The following is a 16,810-nucleotide window of genomic DNA, read 5'->3' as shown; positions in this document are numbered from 1 at the left end:
CGTCTATGGTTTACCCCCTCACAAGGTCAATTCCTGCATGCGCGTACCCGCCTTCCGTCACTCCTTGCGCCGCCTGTGGGCGCAGGACAAGTTCAGCTACAGCCTGCGGGTATTCATCGCCCTCGGCGGCAGTTTGCTGCTGTGCTGGTCGCAGGACTGGATGCATGCGCTGATTCCGCTGTTCCTCGGCATCATCGCCAGTGCGCTGGCCGAGACCGATGACAGCTGGCAGGGTCGCTTGACGGCACTCATAGTGACCCTGGGCTGTTTCAGCGCAGCGGCCTATACCGTCGAGTTGCTGTTCCCTTACCCCTGGCTGTTCGTTGTAGCGCTGGCGCTGTCGAGCTTTGCCCTGACCATGCTCGGTGCGCTGGGCGAGCGCTACGCCACCCTCGGCGCGGCCACACTGATCCTCTCGGTGTACAGCATGATCGGCGTAGAGCAACGCGGCGGCGAGGTGGGGCTCTGGCAAGAGCCACTGCTGCTGGTTGCGGGGGCGGCTTGGTACGGTTTGCTGTCGGTGGTGTGGAATGCGCTATTTGCCAACCAGCCGATACAACACAGCCTGGCGCGGCTATTCCGCGAGCTGGGCCAATACCTCAAGCTCAAGGCGGCGCTGTTCGAGCCGCTGCGCCAACTGGATGTAGAAGAGCGACGCCTGGCCCTGGCCAAACAGAATGGCAAGGTGGTGGCGGCGTTGAATGCGGCCAAGGAAATTATCCTGCACCGTGTCGGCAACGGCCGCCCAGGCCCGAAGCTCAGCCGCTACCTGAAGCTGTACTTCCTCGCCCAGGACATTCACGAGCGCGCCAGTTCCTCACACTATCCGTATAACGAACTGGCCGAAGCGTTCTTCCATAGCGATGTGCTGTTTCGCTGCCAGCGCTTACTGCGCTTACATGGTGAAGCCTGTCAGCGCCTGGCCCAGGCCATTGAGCTGCGTCAGCCGTTCGAGTACCGCGACCTGTGCCGAGAGGCGCTGGATGACTTGCATGATTCCCTCGAACACCTGCGCGTGCAAAGCAACCCCGCCTGGCGACACCTGCTGCGCTCGCTTGGCGCCCTGGCCGGCAACCTGCATAGCCTGGATGCGTTGCTGGGTAACGCCAGCAACCCCGATGCCATGGCGGAACAACAAGACAGCAGCTTGCTCGACCGTGAGCCACAGTCACTCAAGGATGTCTGGGAACGCCTGCGCCTACAGCTAACCCCAACCTCACTGCTGTTTCGCCATGCGCTGCGCCTGGCGTTAGCGCTGGCAGCCGGTTACGGCGTACTGCACTGGATTCACCCGACTCAGGGCTACTGGATTTTGCTGACCACGGTGTTTGTTTGCCAGCCGAACTACGGCGCGACCCGGCTCAAGCTGGTGCAGCGGATCAGTGGCACCGTACTCGGCCTGCTGCTCGGCTGGGCGTTATTCGATCTGTTCCCTAATCAACTGGTACAGGCGCTGTTTGCCGTGGTCGCGGGTGTGGTGTTCTTTGCCCTGCGCAGCAGCCGCTACACTCTGGCCACGGCCGCGATTACCCTACTGGTGCTGTTCTGCTTCAACCAGATCGGCAATGGCTATGGACTGTTTATTCCACGCCTGGTCGACACCTTGCTGGGCAGCCTGATCGCCGGCCTGGCTGTGTTACTGATCCTGCCGGACTGGCAAGGCCGTCGCCTGAACCGCTTGCTGGCCAACACCCTGAGCTGCAACAGCCGTTATCTGCAGCAGATCATCCAGCAGTACGCCAGTGGCAAACGCGACGACCTGGCCTACCGCCTGGCCAGGCGCAACGCACATAACGCTGATGCGTCGCTGTCGACCACCCTAGGCAACATGCTGATGGAGCCCGGGCACTTCCGTAAGGAAGCAGATATCGGCTTTCGCTTTCTGGTGCTCTCGCACACGCTACTCAGCTACCTCTCAGGCCTTGGCGCGCACCGCGGCGAAACCAGCCTGAGTGGCACCGATAACCCGCTGCTGGCCAGTGCCAGCCAGTTAGCCGCCAGCCTGGAAGATATTGCCAACTGCCTCAACGAAGAACAAACAGTGGCCATCCACAGTGACGCTGAAGAACAACTGGCTGCTGAGCTTGAACAACTGAGCGACAACCTGGATGACTCGCAGCGCCTGGTGCAAACCCAGCTAGCACTGATCTGCCGGCAACTCGGGGCGCTGCGCACCCTGGTCTCTCACCTGCAAAAACGTCAGCCACCGGCATAGCTTCGAACACAACGGGCACGACAATGGATGGCTAGCGTAGAGAGCAGGCTTTCTGCCAGTATGTCTGCGCACGTCCATCACTTTGGTCGCCCCATGCTCATCGCCAGGCACACCGCTACGGGATCTTTACCGATCAGGCTCAGCAGCCTGGTGCTAGCGCTCTGCCTGCTTCTGGTAATGCCCCTGAGCCAGGCTGAAACACGCCTCGACGAGCACACACCCGCGCAAAACCTCAGTGATCTAGCCGATTACCTGACCGACCCCAGCGGCACACTCACCCTGACAGATGTACAGCAAGTCGACGCCGATTTTCGCCATCGCAAGGACCTCAGCTTCGGCTACACCAGCGGGCCGGTCTGGCTACGCCTGCAGCTGCGCTCACATGCCACGCAAGCACGTACCTGGCGTGTGGAACTGGACTACCCCTCACTGGATGAAGTGCGCCTGTACGATGTCGGGGCAGACGGCATACGCTCGTCACGCTCGGGCGATACCGTGCCCTACTCACAGCGCAGCGTCGGCCACCGCACGCCGGTATTCGACATCCCCCTGCAGGCTGGCGAGCAACGCACCCTGTACCTACGCGTCAACTCGGCTGGCAGCATGACGCTGAGCGGCAGCCTGATGTCGCTCAGCGACTTCGAGCAGCACAGCCAGCGCGGCTACATGGTGCACGCCATCTACTGTGGCGTGCTGATGGCCCTAGGCCTGTACAACCTTCTGCTGTTTCTCGCGCTACGCGAACGCCCCTTCCTTAACTACGTGCTATTTATGTGCGCCTTTGCCCTCAGCGTACTGTCGCTCAACGGCATCGGTGCGCAATACCTATGGCCGCAGGCAGCGCCCTGGAGCAACCGTATGCTGCCTGTCAGCCTGACAATGGCGGCACTGCTTTCGGCGGTATTCGCCCGCAGCTTCCTCGACACTCGTAAGTGGCTACCGCGCTGGGATCGTGTACTGGTCGTGCTCTGCTTCGCGACTGCCTTGGCCGTTCTGGCCACCCTGCTGCTGCCGGTGCAGCGCGCCTTGCAGACCATGTCGCTGACCGGGCTGACGGTCACGCTAATGCTCCTACTCACCAGCTTCGTCTGCGTCGGCTACCGCGTGCCAGGTGCCCGCTTGTTTGCCCTGGCCTGGATGATGCTGCTGGCCGGCGCGGTGCTGCTAGCACTGCGTAACTTTGCCATCATCCCGTCGAACTTCCTGACGCTCTATTCCATGCAGATTGGCTCAAGCCTAGAAATGATCCTGTTGTCCTTCGCCCTGGCCGCCCGCTTCAACGAACTGAAACGGCAGCGAGAGGCGGCTCTGCAAAACAGCGAAAGGATTCTTGAACAGCGGGTGGCCGAGCGCACCCAGGCACTAGAGGAAGCCAACCAGCGCCTCAGCGAGCAAGCCCTGCGCGACCCGCTGACGGGCCTGGCTAACCGCACAGCACTGCAACAGCACCTGGCCCAGGCATTAAGCCGCAACCAGCGCCGCCAGGAGCTACTGGCCGTGATGTTGATTGATCTGGACGGTTTTAAGCCCATCAACGACCAATATGGCCACGGCTTTGGTGACCTGGTACTCGCAGAAGTCGCCCAGCGCCTTAACCTGCAAATGCGCGAGAGTGATTTAGCGGCACGCTTGGGTGGCGATGAGTTCGTGATGGTCTGCGAAAGTGTGCACTCAGCCGAGGCCGTCCAGCAGCTTGCCGAACGCCTGCTCGATCGACTGAATCAGCCGATGCCCCTCGAAGGACACACCGTGCATGTCGCGGCCAGTATCGGCATTGCCCTGAGCCGTGGCGAAGACGACACCACAACCCTGATTCGCCGGGCTGACGCCGCGATGTATCAAGCCAAAGCCGCTGGCCGCAACCGTATTCACCTAACGAATAACACCCTTAGCTGACTCGCCAGCGCCGCCCCACGAACGGTTTTCCGTTAACCTGCGCGCCGTCCCCGTGCCATCAAGTAGCGGTTATGAATAAAGCGCTTTTACACCAACAGGTTATTGCTCAACTCACGGCAAACCTGCGTAACGCCCAGCAAGCGGCTCTGACAGCCTATGAAACGGCAACTCACGAAGAAAATATCGCCGAGAACAAATACGACACCCTTGGACTTGAAGCCTCCTACCTGGCTGCCGGCCAAGCCCGCCGCGTCGAAGAAATACGCCAAACGCTAGCCATGTGGGAGCAACTGCGCCTACGCCCCTACGATGCCCAACAAGGCATTCAACTGAGCGCGTTAGTCTGGTTATGCGATGCGCAAGGCGCAGAGACTTGCGTGTTTATCGGACCGGATGGCGCCGGCCTGAAGCTCAACCTTGGCGCACAACAAATTCAGGTCATCAGCCCGCGCGCGCCGCTGGGCCAACGCCTGATTGGCAGCCGCGCTGGTGACGAGATTGAACTGCGCCTCGGCAGTACAGCGACAACATTCGAAATTCTACGCGTGCTGTAAGTGCCTCAAGGCACTTCGACCTGCCACTTCGCGGCCAGCGTGGCTAACTTGCCCTGGTCGACCATCAGCGCAAACTCACGGTCAAAATCCACACGCACAGGATCAACACCGATACGCCGCGGGAAGGCGAAATAACCATCTTGCTGATCAATCTGCGGCAGCAGTTGACCGACGGATTGACTCAAGCCCAGCTTCGCCAGCAAGGGAAGCGTATTGCGTTGGTTACTCGCCAACAGCTCCAAGCGCCCAGCCCTGAGCATTCTCAGGCCGTTTTCGACACTCTCCACCGTCACCAGCTCAAGCTGCTCACGTTGGTTATCGAAATAAGTGCCATAGGCCCACCCTCGCACCACACCAATACGCCGACCAAGCAGCTGCTGATAATCACCATTCCAACGCACGGTACGAGTAAGCAGGTGAAGGAACACAATACGGTCGCGATAGAAGGGTTGCGCTGAAAAGATAAAGCGCGTCTCGCGCTCAGCATTTTTGTAAGGCCCAATAAGAATGTCGGCCCGCCCATCTTCAACCATCTTCTGCGCACGCGCCCACGGGTAGAGGTCAAAGTGCACATGATGCCCAAGGGGCTCATATACCTCACGTAAGACGCTGACAGCCAGGCCTCCTGGCTGACCATCCGCCTGCTGTTCAAATACGCCAGGAAAGTTCGTTCCGACCGCCAATAACTCACGGGCCGAGGCTGGTGCGGCCAGCAACAGGCATAACCCAACGATCAGGGGCCAGCGTAAAGCGCTCACGCACATGGAGACCTCGGCTATGCAATGCAGTATTCAGCGTATCAGTTGGCCGGGCTTTCTGCGTTAGGCTGTAGGCACCCGCACACTCAATCAGACAGAGGAACAACTTCAATGGAGAACCCCGTTCACAGCCTGCAGTCCCTGTTCAAACAACTGGGCCTCGCGGCAGACCAAGCGAGTATTGATGCTTTTATCAAACAGCACTCGCCATTGGCGCAAGCGTGCAAACTGGCCGACGCCGCCTTTTGGGATAAAGCCCAAGCGAGCTTTCTACGCGAAGAGATTCTTGAGGACGCCGACTGGGCCGAGGTAATTGATCAGCTCAACCTACTGCTGCGGGACTAAAAGCGAACCGGAGGTACCGGGCAGCTCACGCCAGGTCAGGTACACGCGCAGGTCAAACTCCAACTGGTGATAGCCGGGCAGCATGTACTCGCAAAGCTTATAGAAGGCCTTGTTGTGCTCGGCCTCCTTCAAATGCGCCAGCTCGTGCACCACGATCATCTGCAAAAACTCTGGCGCAGCGTCCCTGAACAGCGACGCAACGCGAATTTCCTTCTTTGCCTTGAGCTTGCCGCCTTGCACCCGCGAGATGGCCGTATGCAGGCCGAGCGCGCGGTGGGTCAGGTCCAGGCGGTTATCGTAGAGCACCTTGTCGATGGCTGGCGCATTGCGTAAATGCTCCTGCTTGAGGCCCTGAATATAGGCATACAGCGCCTTGTCGCTTTGAATTGAGTGCTTAGCGCTGTATGAACGCGCCAGATAATCGCCCAGGCGCTGCTCAGCAATCAGTTGACGAATCTTGTCTTGCAGCTGGGCCGGATAGCCTTGCAGGTATTTGAGCGGGGTCATGGGCGATGTGGCATCGACGCAATACGGCTGGCGATTATGCCGCAGACATACTCACTACGTGCAGTGCTCAATAGGCTACTGATCTGGCACCACACGCAGCAGGCGTCCTTCAGCGCTATCCGTCAGTAAATACAGTGCGCCATCCGGGCCAGCGCGCACATCGCGGATACGCTCAGCCAACTCTTCGAACAACACCTCTTGCCCGGCTAACTCTCCATCTTTCAGGCGAATACGCCGCACGCTGCGCTCGGCCAGGGTCGAGGCGAACAGATCACCCTGCCACTGCGGGAACAACCCACCGCGATACAACGTCAGGCCTGAGGGTGCCACCGAGGGCGTCCAGTGCAACAACGGCTGCTGCAAGCCTGGTAGCTCGGTATAGGGCGAAATTTGCGCACCGCTGTAATCGACACCATAGGTAATCAGCGGCCAACCGTAATTGTTGCCGGGCTCAATCAGGTTCAGCTCATCGCCACCACGTGGGCCGTGCTCATGGCTATACAAACGCTGCAGCTGCTCGTCATAGACGATGCCCTGCACGTTGCGGTGACCCCAGCTGTAGATCTCCTGCGCTGCACCAACCTGGCCAACCAGCGGGTTGTCCTTGGGAATACTGCCATCGCGATTAAGGCGCACGATCTTGCCGAGGTGGTTATTCGTAACCTGCGCCTGCTCACGCCAGTCAAAGCCATCGCCCAGGGTCAGCACGAGCGTGTTGTCCGGGAGGAAGGCCATGCGTCCGCCGTAATGCGCCGCACCCGTTTTGGTTGGCAAGGCGCTGAACAGCACCTGTAAATCCTGCAACTGCCCATCGACCAGTCGCGCCTTGGCCAGACGGGTATTGTTGGCCTGCGCAGTGCCGTAGGCATAACTCAGATAAAGCTGCTGATTGCTGGCGAACTGCGGGTCGAGTAGAACCTCCATCAGCCCTGCCTGAGCCGCGACGAAACCCTCCGGCACACCGCCGACCGGCTGCGGATTGAGACGGCCATCCTGCTCGATAATCCGCAGGCGCCCCACCCGCTCGGTCACCAGCATGCGTCCATCCGGCAGAAAAGCCAGCGACCAGGGGTGCTCCAAGCCACTGGTCACAGTTTCAATGCGGTAATCCATGGCGTGCGCCACGCTGCTGCCGAGCAGACCAAGCAACAACAGCACGCGAGAAGTCTTCAACATGACAGGGGCCTTTTGCTCAGAGGTGAATAGATCAGGATTGCACGGGCACAACACGCTGCCCCAACACGGCAAACAACAGCGCACCGCAACTGCCGCAGGCCATCAACCCGAGGGTGCCGGACAGGCTACGGTTAGCACCGATCAGGGTTGGCATCGGCAGCAGCGCATTAGCCAGCACCATCGCCAACCACACGGCCAACGCACCGGCCAGGGCAAACAACAGCCAACGCCCAGTTGGCCAACTACGGGCCAGCAGATGGGCCGCTGGCAGCGCGAAGAGAAAGCCGAGGATGACCAATAGTGCAAAGGTCGGGCTGAAGCCCAATAGGTCCAAGCCCGTAGTCTGCAGGCGCACGGTCAAAGGCATCGGTGCACCGAGGGCCTGCAAGTTGGCCAGATTGAACTGCGTCTGCAACACACTACCGAGCACACTCGCCAGCAGCACAGCGAGGAAGAAGTACAACAAAGTGCGGAATTTACTCGGCATGCGCACGGCTATCCAAAAACAACGGTGTGCCGAGTATGGCCCCACCCACCAAGCAACATACGCCAGGTGTTTTACATAGTTTTACCAAGCACACATGCTCGATGGGCGCAGCCGCGCGTGCAGGCGGCACGATGTACGCCTCGTCCGCTTGCTGCCAGGTCATAAGCGTCAGTCGAGGCGACACACTGCAGTAGTGAACGCGCAGGGTTTGTCCGCCAGGTAACTGCGATAAATCTGCAGCAGCTGCGCCACCGTCAAACGACAAACCTGCGCCCGGCAGTGCGCATTGAAGGCAAACTCACTCTGCTCGGCCTCAGCCAAACGGATAGTCAGCGCCGGCCAGTTCGTTAGCGGTGCATCCGCCGGAGTGAATAGCAGCCACGCATCACGCTGCACCAACGGCGCACCGGCAGCGGCATAGTCAAAAACGAATAGCAGCGTACGCGACAGCTTGGTTGTGCACTCCGCTCGGCTTAGGCATTGCTGCGGGTCGACCGCAGCAACGGCGGGCAGGATCGATGTACTCGGCGGCGGCTTAGCCGCACAGCCAGTCAGCAGCAACGCCGCGACGATAAGAGCAAGCAACCGGCTCATCACAAGACTCCCAAGCGGATAACAAAAAGCCCCGCATCGGCGGGGCTCTCGGTACAGCAACAGGCTTAGTTGACCTTAGCGGCCAGCTCACCTTTGGCGTAACGCTGGAACATGGCTTCCAGGTTCATCGGTTTGATCTTCGAGGCATTGCCGGCAGTGCCGAAGGCTTCGTAGCGGGCGATGCAAATGTCACGCATAGCAGTCACGGTAGCACCGAAGAACTTGCGCGGGTCAAACTCGCTCGGGTTAGTGGCCATCAAGCGGCGCATGGCACCGGTGGACGCCAGGCGCAGGTCGGTGTCGATGTTGACTTTACGCACGCCGTACTTGATGCCTTCGACGATTTCTTCAACCGGCACGCCGTAGGTTTCTTTAATGTCGCCGCCGTACTGGTTGATGATCGCCAGCCACTCTTGCGGCACCGAGCTGGAACCGTGCATGACCAAGTGAGTGTCAGGGATACGCGCATGGATCGCCTTGATGCGGTCGATCGCCAAGATGTCACCGGTAGGCGGCTTGGTGAACTTGTAAGCGCCGTGGCTGGTGCCGATGGCGATGGCCAGGGCATCCACCTGAGTCTGCTTGACGAAGTCAGCGGCTTCTTCCGGGTCGGTGAGCATCTGGCTGTGATCGAGCACGCCTTCAGCGCCGACGCCGTCTTCTTCGCCGGCCATGCCGGTTTCCAGGCTGCCCAGGCAACCCAGCTCACCTTCCACCGACACGCCGCAGGCGTGGGCAAAGGCGACGGTCTGTTGGGTGACACGGACGTTGTAGTCGTAGTCGGCTGGGGTTTTGCCGTCTTCTTTCAGCGAGCCATCCATCATCACCGAGCTGAAGCCCAGTTGGATCGAACGCTGGCAAACGTCAGGGCTGGTGCCGTGGTCCTGGTGCATGCACACCGGGATATGTGGGAATTCTTCGATAGCGGCCAGGATCAAGTGACGCAGGAACGGCGCGCCAGCATATTTGCGCGCACCAGCAGAGGCTTGAACAATCACTGGCGAGTCGGTCTTGTCGGCCGCTTCCATGATCGCGCGCATCTGCTCAAGGTTGTTGACGTTAAAAGCCGGCACGCCGTATCCAAATTCGGCGGCGTGGTCGAGCATCTGGCGCATGCTGATAAGTGCCATGGTGTTCTTTCTCCCGGTGGGACGCGTTAATCGTGCAAGCCTGCCGCAGCGGCAGACGCTATTCAAGTCATTCAGATCAGGGACAACCCTGACCTGGATTAATTAGTTGCTCGGAGCCTTACAGCCACGGCCAATCAGGTCATTGTTGGCGGTCCAATAGACCAGCCCTTCCTCACCTTTGCTGTGAAAAGACAGCAAACCATCGCTGTACAACGCCCCCGAGCCGGATACTTCCTGATTCAGGCGATAAACCACATCACTGCCACCCAGACGCACATCCACCGACTCACGACTGCTGTCGGCGAAACGCCAGAACACTTCAGCCTGACTGTCGCAGACCCAGCGCGTCCAGTTATCCGACGGTGCTGGCTGACTGGCACACGCGCCAAGCAGGCTGAGCAACGCCAGTAGACAAATTGACTTAGCCATTGGCGCGTTGTTCCAACACATCTACAGCCGGCAGCACCTTGCCCTCGACGAACTCAAGGAACGCACCGCCACCGGTAGAGATGTAGCTGATCTGCGCACCGATAGCGTATTTGTCGATGGCCGCCAGGGTGTCGCCACCACCAGCGATGGAGAACGCCGGGCTTTCGGCAATAGCCTGCGCCAGAACCTTGGTGCCGTTACCGAACTGGTCGAATTCAAATACGCCGACCGGGCCGTTCCACAGAATGGTCTTCGACGATTTCAGCAGCTCGGCGAACTGCGCAGCGGTTTGCGGGCCAATATCCAGAATCATGTCGTCTTCAGCCACATCGGCGACCAGTTTGACAGTGGCTTCAGCGTCTTCGGCAAAGGCCTTGGCCACCACCACATCAACCGGCAGCGGCACGCTGACCTTGGCCGCGATGGCTTTCGCCGTTTCGAGCAGATCCGCTTCGTACAGCGATTTGCCCACAGGGAAACCGGCAGCTGCGAGGAAGGTGTTAGCGATGCCGCCACCGACGATCAACTGGTCGCAGATCTGGCTCAGGCTGTTGAGTACGTCGAGCTTGGTCGACACCTTGGAGCCGGCAACGATAGCGGCCATTGGCTTGACCGGGTTACCCAGCGCCTTGCCCAGGGCGTCCAGCTCGGCAGCCAACAGCGGGCCAGCGCAGGCCACTTTGGCGAACTTGGCCACGCCATGGGTCGAACCCTCGGCGCGATGGGCGGTGCCGAAGGCGTCCATCACGAACACGTCACACAGGGCGGCGTATTGCTGGGCCAGCTCGTCGGTGTTCATCTTCTCGCCCTTGTTAAAGCGTACGTTCTCGAACAGCACGATCTCGCCGGCCTTGAGCTCGACACCATTCAGGTAATCTGCCACCAGCGGCACGTCGCGCCCCAGCGCCTTGCTCAGGTAGTCGGCGACCGGCTTGAGGCTGTTTTCTGCGCTGAACTCGCCTTCGGTCGGGCGACCCAGGTGCGAACAGACCATCACCGCCGCGCCCTTCTCCAGTGCCAGCTTGATGGTTGGCAGGGAAGCGAGGATGCGCGCGTCGCTCTTCACCACGCCGTCTTTTACCGGCACGTTGAGGTCTTCGCGGATCAGCACGCGCTTACCAGCGAGGTCGAGGTCGGTCATTTTCAGAACGGTCATAGTCAGTCCTTCACAGCAGCAATATGAGTCAGAGAAAGGAAATGTTCAGCGACATCGAGCATGCGGTTGGCAAACCCCCACTCGTTGTCGAACCAGGCCAGCAGGTTGACCAGACGCGGGCCAGAAACACGCGTCTGGCTGCCATCGACAATCGCCGAGTGCGGGTCGTGGTTGAAATCACAACTGGCGTGCGGCAGCTCGGTGTAAGCCAGCAACCCCTTGAGCGGGCCGCTTTCTGCCGCCTGCCGGAGCATGGCGTTGATCTCGGCCGCCGAGGTGTCACGCGCGGTCTGCAAGGTGATATCCAGGCAGGACACATTCACCGTCGGCACGCGAATGGCTTTGGCCTGAATCCGCCCGCTAAGTTCCGGCAGCAAGCGTTCAATACCCCGCGCCAGCCCGGTGGATACCGGAATCACCGACTGAAAGGCCGAGCGCGTGCGGCGCAGGTCTTCGTGATGGTAAGCGTCGATCACCGGCTGATCATTCATCGCTGAGTGAATGGTGGTGATCGACACGTACTCGATACCCACCGTTTCATTCAGCAGTTTGAGCAATGGCACGCCGCAGTTGGTGGTGCAGGAGGCGTTCGACACCAGCGTCTCGCGGCCAGTCAGACAATCCTGATTGACCCCGAATACCACCGTGGCATCGATATCCGCCTCGCTGGCCATCGGTTGCGAGAGCAGCATACGTGGTGCGCCAGCAGCGATAAAACGCTGGGCAGCGGCGCGCGTGGTGTATTGGCCGGAGCACTCCAGCAGCAGGTCGATATCCAGCGCTGCCCAGTCGACGCCTTCCGGCGTAGCCTGGCGCAGTACCTTCACGCAGTCGCCATTGATATGCAGGCAATCACCATCGACCTTCACCTCACCGGGAAAACGCCCGTGAGTGGAGTCGAAGCGCGTCAGGTATTCAATACTGGCTTGATCGGCCAAATCATTCAGCGCAACGATCTCCAACTGCGCCCCAGCGCCGCGCTCATGCAGCGCACGCAGCACGCAGCGGCCAATACGGCCGTAACCGTTGAGGGCAATTCGATAGGGACGCTTGGACATGGCGATCTCGATGGGCAACCGTAGGATGGGTTAGCCGCAAAGCGGCATCACCCATCATTCGCCGGATCAGGCGTCCAGCAGCTCGGCGGCGGTTTCCAGGACATTTTCGACGGTGAAGCCGAACTCCTCGAACAGCGCAGGGGCTGGAGCCGACTCACCAAAGGTAGTCATGCCGATGATGCGACCTTCCAGGCCGACGTACTTGTACCAGTAGTCTGCATGCGAGGCTTCGATAGCGATGCGCGCACCCACCTGCACCGGCAGTACGGCCTGCTTATAGCCGGCGTCCTGCTGGTCGAACACGCTGGTGGACGGCATCGACACCACACGCACCTTGCGGCCTTCGGCAGTCAGCTTGTCAAACGCAGCGACAGCCAGACCGATTTCGGAACCGGTGGAGATCAGGATCAGCTCTGGCTCACCGGCGCAGTCCTTCAGCACGTAACCACCACGGGCTACGTCCGCCAACTGCTGAGCGTCGCGGTTCTGGTGTGGCAGGTTCTGCCGGCTGAAGATCAGTGCGCTTGGGCCGTCATTACGCTCAATGGCGTACTTCCAGGCCACCGCCGATTCCACGGCGTCACATGGGCGCCAGGTGTCGAGATTCGGCGTGCCACGCAGGCTGGCCAGTTGCTCGATTGGCTGGTGAGTCGGGCCGTCTTCGCCCAGGCCGATGGAGTCATGCGTGAAGACGAACAGCACGCGCTGCTTCATCAGCGAGGCCATACGCACGGCGTTGCGCGCGTATTCCATAAAGATCAGGAAGGTCGCGCCGTACGGCACGAAGCCGCCATGCAGAGCCACGCCGTTCATGATCGCGCTCATGCCGAACTCACGCACGCCGTAGAACATGTAGTTACCGGAAGCATCCGCAGCCGACACGCCCTTGCAGCCTTTCCACAGGGTCAGGTTGGAGCCGGCGAGGTCGGCAGAGCCACCCAGGAATTCCGGCAGCAACGGACCAAACGCGTTCAGGGTGTTCTGGCTGGCCTTGCGGCTGGCGATAGTTTCGCCTTTGGCGGCCACTTCCTGAATATAGGCAGCGGTTTTCTCGGCGAAGTCGGCTGGCAGCTCACCGGCGACACGGCGCTTGAACTCGCTGGCCAACTCGGGGAAGGCAGCAGCATAGGCAGCGAAACGCTGGTCCCACTCGGCTTCGGCAGCAGCGCCAGCCTGCTTGGCGTCCCACTCGGCGTAGATATCGGCCGGGATTTCAAACGGGCCATGGTTCCAGCCTAGGGTGGCACGGGTCAGGGCGATTTCATCGAGACCCAGCGGAGCACCGTGGCAGTCTTCTTTGCCGCCTTTATTCGGCGAACCAAAACCGATGGTGGTTTTGCAGCAAATCAGAGTCGGACGGTCATCGGTTTTACGTGCGGTTTCGATGGCGATCTTGATCTCTTCAGAGTCATGGCCGTCAACATTGCGGATAACCTGCCAGCCGTATGCCTCGAAGCGCGCCGGGGTATCGTCGGTGAACCAGCCGTCGACTTCGCCGTCGATGGAGATGCCGTTGTCGTCATAAAACGCCACCAGCTTGCCCAGGCCCAAAGTACCGGCCAGCGAGCAGACTTCATGGCTGATGCCTTCCATCATGCAGCCGTCGCCGAGGAAGGCGTAGGTGAAGTGGTCGACGATCTGGTGGCCGTCGCGGTTGAACTGCGCGCCCAGCACCTTCTCGGCGATAGCGAAGCCGACGGCGTTGGCGATGCCCTGGCCGAGCGGGCCGGTGGTGGTTTCCACACCTGGGGTGTAGCCGTATTCCGGGTGGCCCGGAGTGCGGCTGTGCAGCTGGCGGAAGTTTTTCAGGTCGTCGATGGACAGGTCGTAGCCGGTCAGGTGCAGCAGCGAGTAGATCAGCATCGAGCCGTGGCCGTTGGACAGCACAAAGCGGTCACGGTCGGCGAATTTCGGGTTGCTCGGGTTGTGCTTGAGGAAATCGCGCCACAGCACTTCGGCGATATCCGCCATACCCATCGGGGCACCTGGGTGGCCGCTGTTGGCCTTCTGCACGGCATCCATGCTTAGGGCACGAATGGCATTGGCTCGCTCACGACGGCTGGGCATCACTGAATCTCCTACGGGTTGCTTGGGCAACTGGGGGTCGAAAAAGGCGGCCATTTTCGCCCAGCGGGCCGGTCGGGGCAATGACAGATAGTCGTAAGCCTGAGCTTTTCTAGCTTTAAAGCCAGCAAGATCAATATCAAAACTTTTTGATATTGATCTTGCTGGATAAAAAATGACCGACTAGACTGCCCGACTTATGAATATGCGCGCCTCTCATTTGGCCTTTGAGCCTGTCGATGCCCTCGCTGCCCTGTGCAAGGCCAGCGGTGACGCGCTGCGCCTGAACATCCTGCGCGCACTGGCTAACGACTCGTTTGGCGTGCTGGAACTGGCGCAGATTTTTGCCACTGGTCAATCCGGCATCAGCCACCATTTGAAGGTGCTCGCTCAAGCGGGCTTGGTGGCCACCCGCCGCGAAGGCAATGCGATCTTCTACCGTCGCGCCCTGGCGCAAAGCGAACAACTGGGCAGCCAACTGCACAGCGCGCTGCTCGATGAGGTCGACCAGCTGCAGCTGCCGAGCGAAGTGCAGCAGCGCATCAGCGCCGTACACAGCCAGCGCGCGGCCGCCAGCCAGGCCTTCTTCGCCCGCAGCGCAGCGAGCTTTCAGGCGCAGCAGGATCTGATCGCCGGACTGCCGCAATACCGCGACAGCGTGCTGGCGCTGCTCGACTCCCTGGGCTTTAGCGCCAATGCCAGCGCCGTGGAAATCGGCCCCGGCGACGGCGGCTTTCTGCCGGAACTGGCGCGGCGCTTCCAGCACGTACTGGCATTGGATAACAGCGCGGCAATGCTCGAACTGGCTCGCCAACGCTGCGCAGAGGAAGGCCTGGACAATGTTGATCTACAGCTAGCCGATGCCCTGCTCGACGATTACCCGGCTGCCGATTGCCTGGTGCTGAACATGGTGTTGCACCACTTCGCCGCGCCCGCTGAAGCACTCAAACAGCTGGCACAGCGCGTGAAGCCCGGCGGCAGCTTGCTAATCACCGAGCTGTGCAGCCACAACCAAAGCTGGGCCCGCGAGGCCTGCGGCGATCTTTGGCTAGGCTTCGAACAAGAAGACTTGGCCCGCTGGGCCGCCGCCGCCGGACTACACACCTGCGAAAGCCTCTATGTAGGCTTGCGCAACGGCTTTCAGATTCAGGTACGGCACTTCGCCAAACCTTCACTAACTCATGGCCTACGGGCTGCAATTACCGGTAACCAACAGGAACCCGAACGATGAGCGAATACTCCCTCTTTACCTCCGAGTCCGTATCCGAAGGGCATCCAGATAAAATCGCCGACCAGATTTCCGATGCGGTGCTGGACGCCATCATCACCCAGGACAAACACGCCCGCGTGGCGGTGGAAACCCTGGTCAAGACCGGCGTGGCCATCGTTGCCGGCGAAGTCACCACCAGCGCCTGGGTCGACCTGGAACAGATCGTCCGCGATGTGATTTGCGATATCGGCTACACCAGCAGCGACGTTGGCTTCGACGGTGCCACCTGCGGCGTGCTGAACATCATTGGCAAGCAGTCCCCGGACATCAACCAAGGTGTCGACCGCGCCAAGCCGGAAGACCAGGGCGCCGGCGACCAAGGCCTGATGTTCGGCTACGCCAGCAACGAAACTGAAGTACTGATGCCAGCCCCGATCTGCTTCAGCCACCGCTTGGTCGAGCGTCAGGCCGAGGCGCGCAAGTCGGGCCTACTGCCGTGGCTGCGCCCGGACGCGAAATCCCAAGTCACCTGCCGTTATGAAAACGGCAAGGTCGTCGGCATCGACGCGGTGGTGTTGTCCACTCAGCACAACCCAGAAGTGAAGTACGAAGACCTGCGCGAAGGCGTGATGGAGCTGATCGTCAAACACGTGCTGCCGGCTGAGCTGCTGCACAAAGACACCCAGTTCCACATCAATCCAACTGGCCAGTTCATTATTGGTGGCCCAGTGGGCGACTGCGGCCTGACCGGGCGCAAGATCATCGTTGACTCCTACGGCGGCATGGCCCGTCACGGCGGCGGCGCTTTCTCCGGCAAGGACCCATCCAAGGTTGACCGTTCGGCGGCTTACGCCGGTCGTTACGTGGCCAAGAACATCGTCGCTGCGGGTCTGGCCGAGCGTTGCGAAATTCAAGTGTCCTACGCCATTGGCGTGGCCCAGCCGACCTCGATCTCGATCAACACCTTTGGCACCAACAAAGTGGCAGACGAGCTGATCATCAAGCTGGTGCGTGAAGTCTTCGACCTGCGCCCGTACGCCATCACCAAAATGCTCGATCTGCTGCACCCGATGTATCAGGAAACCGCCGCTTACGGCCACTTCGGCCGCCGCCCGGAGCAGAAGACTGTCGGCGATGACACCTTCACCACCTTCACCTGGGAAAAAACCGACAAGGCTGCCGACCTGCGCAGCGCCGCCGGCCTGTAACCCCGGAATAAATACTAGCCCCG

The 16,810-nt window shown here is 60.4% G+C and carries 16 protein-coding genes; 6 read left to right on the top strand and 10 right to left on the bottom strand.

Annotated elements, in window-relative coordinates; all coding sequences use genetic code 11:
* The first annotated feature begins 37 nt into the window (after positions 1 to 37).
* The 3 genes from yccS to VCA57_RS02355 all read left to right on the top strand — a co-directional run bounded on the left by yccS (position 38) and on the right by VCA57_RS02355 (position 4,665).
* The gene (yccS, locus tag VCA57_RS02365) at positions 38 to 2,215 is read left to right on the top strand and encodes a YccS family putative transporter (protein ID WP_411183358.1); all 2,178 of its coding nucleotides are present in this window, start codon (positions 38 to 40) and stop codon (positions 2,213 to 2,215) included.
* 93 nt (positions 2,216 to 2,308) lie between these two features.
* Positions 2,309 to 4,111: a diguanylate cyclase domain-containing protein gene (locus VCA57_RS02360; RefSeq protein WP_411183357.1), complete on the top strand. Its 1,803-nt coding sequence runs from the start codon at positions 2,309 to 2,311 to the stop codon at positions 4,109 to 4,111.
* 71 nt (positions 4,112 to 4,182) lie between these two features.
* Positions 4,183 to 4,665, top strand: a complete 483-nt coding sequence (locus VCA57_RS02355) for a GreA/GreB family elongation factor (RefSeq protein ID WP_411183356.1) — start codon at positions 4,183 to 4,185, stop codon at positions 4,663 to 4,665.
* A gap of 5 nt (positions 4,666 to 4,670) precedes the next feature.
* Here the strand turns inward: VCA57_RS02355 and VCA57_RS02350 are convergent, their stop codons facing one another.
* Complete coding sequence (locus VCA57_RS02350) at positions 4,671 to 5,423, bottom strand: substrate-binding periplasmic protein (RefSeq protein ID WP_411183355.1); 753 nt, start codon at positions 5,421 to 5,423, stop codon at positions 4,671 to 4,673.
* A gap of 111 nt (positions 5,424 to 5,534) precedes the next feature.
* Between VCA57_RS02350 and VCA57_RS02345 the strand changes: the two genes are divergently transcribed.
* Positions 5,535 to 5,768, top strand: coding sequence for a DUF2789 domain-containing protein (locus VCA57_RS02345; RefSeq protein WP_411183354.1), 234 nt, complete (start codon positions 5,535 to 5,537; stop codon positions 5,766 to 5,768).
* Here VCA57_RS02345 and VCA57_RS02340 read toward each other — a convergent pair.
* From VCA57_RS02340 to tkt, 9 genes are all read right to left on the bottom strand, one after another.
* Complete coding sequence (locus VCA57_RS02340) at positions 5,751 to 6,275, bottom strand: YgjP-like metallopeptidase domain-containing protein (RefSeq protein WP_411183353.1); 525 nt, start codon at positions 6,273 to 6,275, stop codon at positions 5,751 to 5,753. The genes VCA57_RS02345 and VCA57_RS02340 overlap by 18 nt on opposite strands.
* A gap of 75 nt (positions 6,276 to 6,350) precedes the next feature.
* Complete coding sequence (locus VCA57_RS02335) at positions 6,351 to 7,451, bottom strand: PQQ-dependent sugar dehydrogenase (RefSeq protein WP_411183352.1); 1,101 nt, start codon at positions 7,449 to 7,451, stop codon at positions 6,351 to 6,353.
* A 31-nt stretch (positions 7,452 to 7,482) separates the two neighbouring features.
* Entirely contained in the window at positions 7,483 to 7,938 is a 456-nt protein-coding gene (locus VCA57_RS02330; protein ID WP_411183351.1) for a hypothetical protein, read from the bottom strand.
* A gap of 168 nt (positions 7,939 to 8,106) precedes the next feature.
* Entirely contained in the window at positions 8,107 to 8,532 is a 426-nt protein-coding gene (locus VCA57_RS02325; protein WP_411183350.1) for a hypothetical protein, read from the bottom strand.
* Between the two features lie 65 nt (positions 8,533 to 8,597).
* Positions 8,598 to 9,662 (bottom strand): class II fructose-bisphosphate aldolase, encoded by a 1,065-nt coding sequence (gene fba / locus VCA57_RS02320; protein WP_411183349.1) that lies wholly within the window; start codon positions 9,660 to 9,662, stop codon positions 8,598 to 8,600.
* A 102-nt stretch (positions 9,663 to 9,764) separates the two neighbouring features.
* Complete coding sequence (locus tag VCA57_RS02315) at positions 9,765 to 10,091, bottom strand: MliC family protein (protein ID WP_411183348.1); 327 nt, start codon at positions 10,089 to 10,091, stop codon at positions 9,765 to 9,767.
* Complete coding sequence (locus VCA57_RS02310) at positions 10,084 to 11,247, bottom strand: phosphoglycerate kinase (RefSeq protein WP_411183347.1); 1,164 nt, start codon at positions 11,245 to 11,247, stop codon at positions 10,084 to 10,086. Before VCA57_RS02310 ends, VCA57_RS02315 begins: the two co-directional genes overlap by 8 nt.
* A gap of 2 nt (positions 11,248 to 11,249) precedes the next feature.
* Entirely contained in the window at positions 11,250 to 12,305 is a 1,056-nt protein-coding gene (gene epd, locus VCA57_RS02305; protein WP_411183346.1) for an erythrose-4-phosphate dehydrogenase, read from the bottom strand.
* A 66-nt stretch (positions 12,306 to 12,371) separates the two neighbouring features.
* Positions 12,372 to 14,372, bottom strand: coding sequence for a transketolase (gene tkt / locus VCA57_RS02300; RefSeq protein WP_411183345.1), 2,001 nt, complete (start codon positions 14,370 to 14,372; stop codon positions 12,372 to 12,374).
* A gap of 196 nt (positions 14,373 to 14,568) precedes the next feature.
* Between tkt and VCA57_RS02295 the strand changes: the two genes are divergently transcribed.
* Positions 14,569 to 15,600 (top strand): ArsR/SmtB family transcription factor, encoded by a 1,032-nt coding sequence (locus VCA57_RS02295; RefSeq protein WP_411183344.1) that lies wholly within the window; start codon positions 14,569 to 14,571, stop codon positions 15,598 to 15,600.
* Entirely contained in the window at positions 15,597 to 16,787 is a 1,191-nt protein-coding gene (gene metK, locus VCA57_RS02290) for a methionine adenosyltransferase (protein ID WP_411183343.1), read from the top strand. Before VCA57_RS02295 ends, metK begins: the two co-directional genes overlap by 4 nt.
* Positions 16,788 to 16,810 lie beyond the last annotated feature (23 nt).

Source organism: Pseudomonas sp. (genome assembly GCF_046581935.1).
GTDB lineage: Bacteria > Pseudomonadota > Gammaproteobacteria > Pseudomonadales > Pseudomonadaceae > Aquipseudomonas.
The sequence above is the reverse complement of the archived record's forward strand: the minus strand, read 5'-3'. Positions and strand labels throughout refer to the sequence as shown.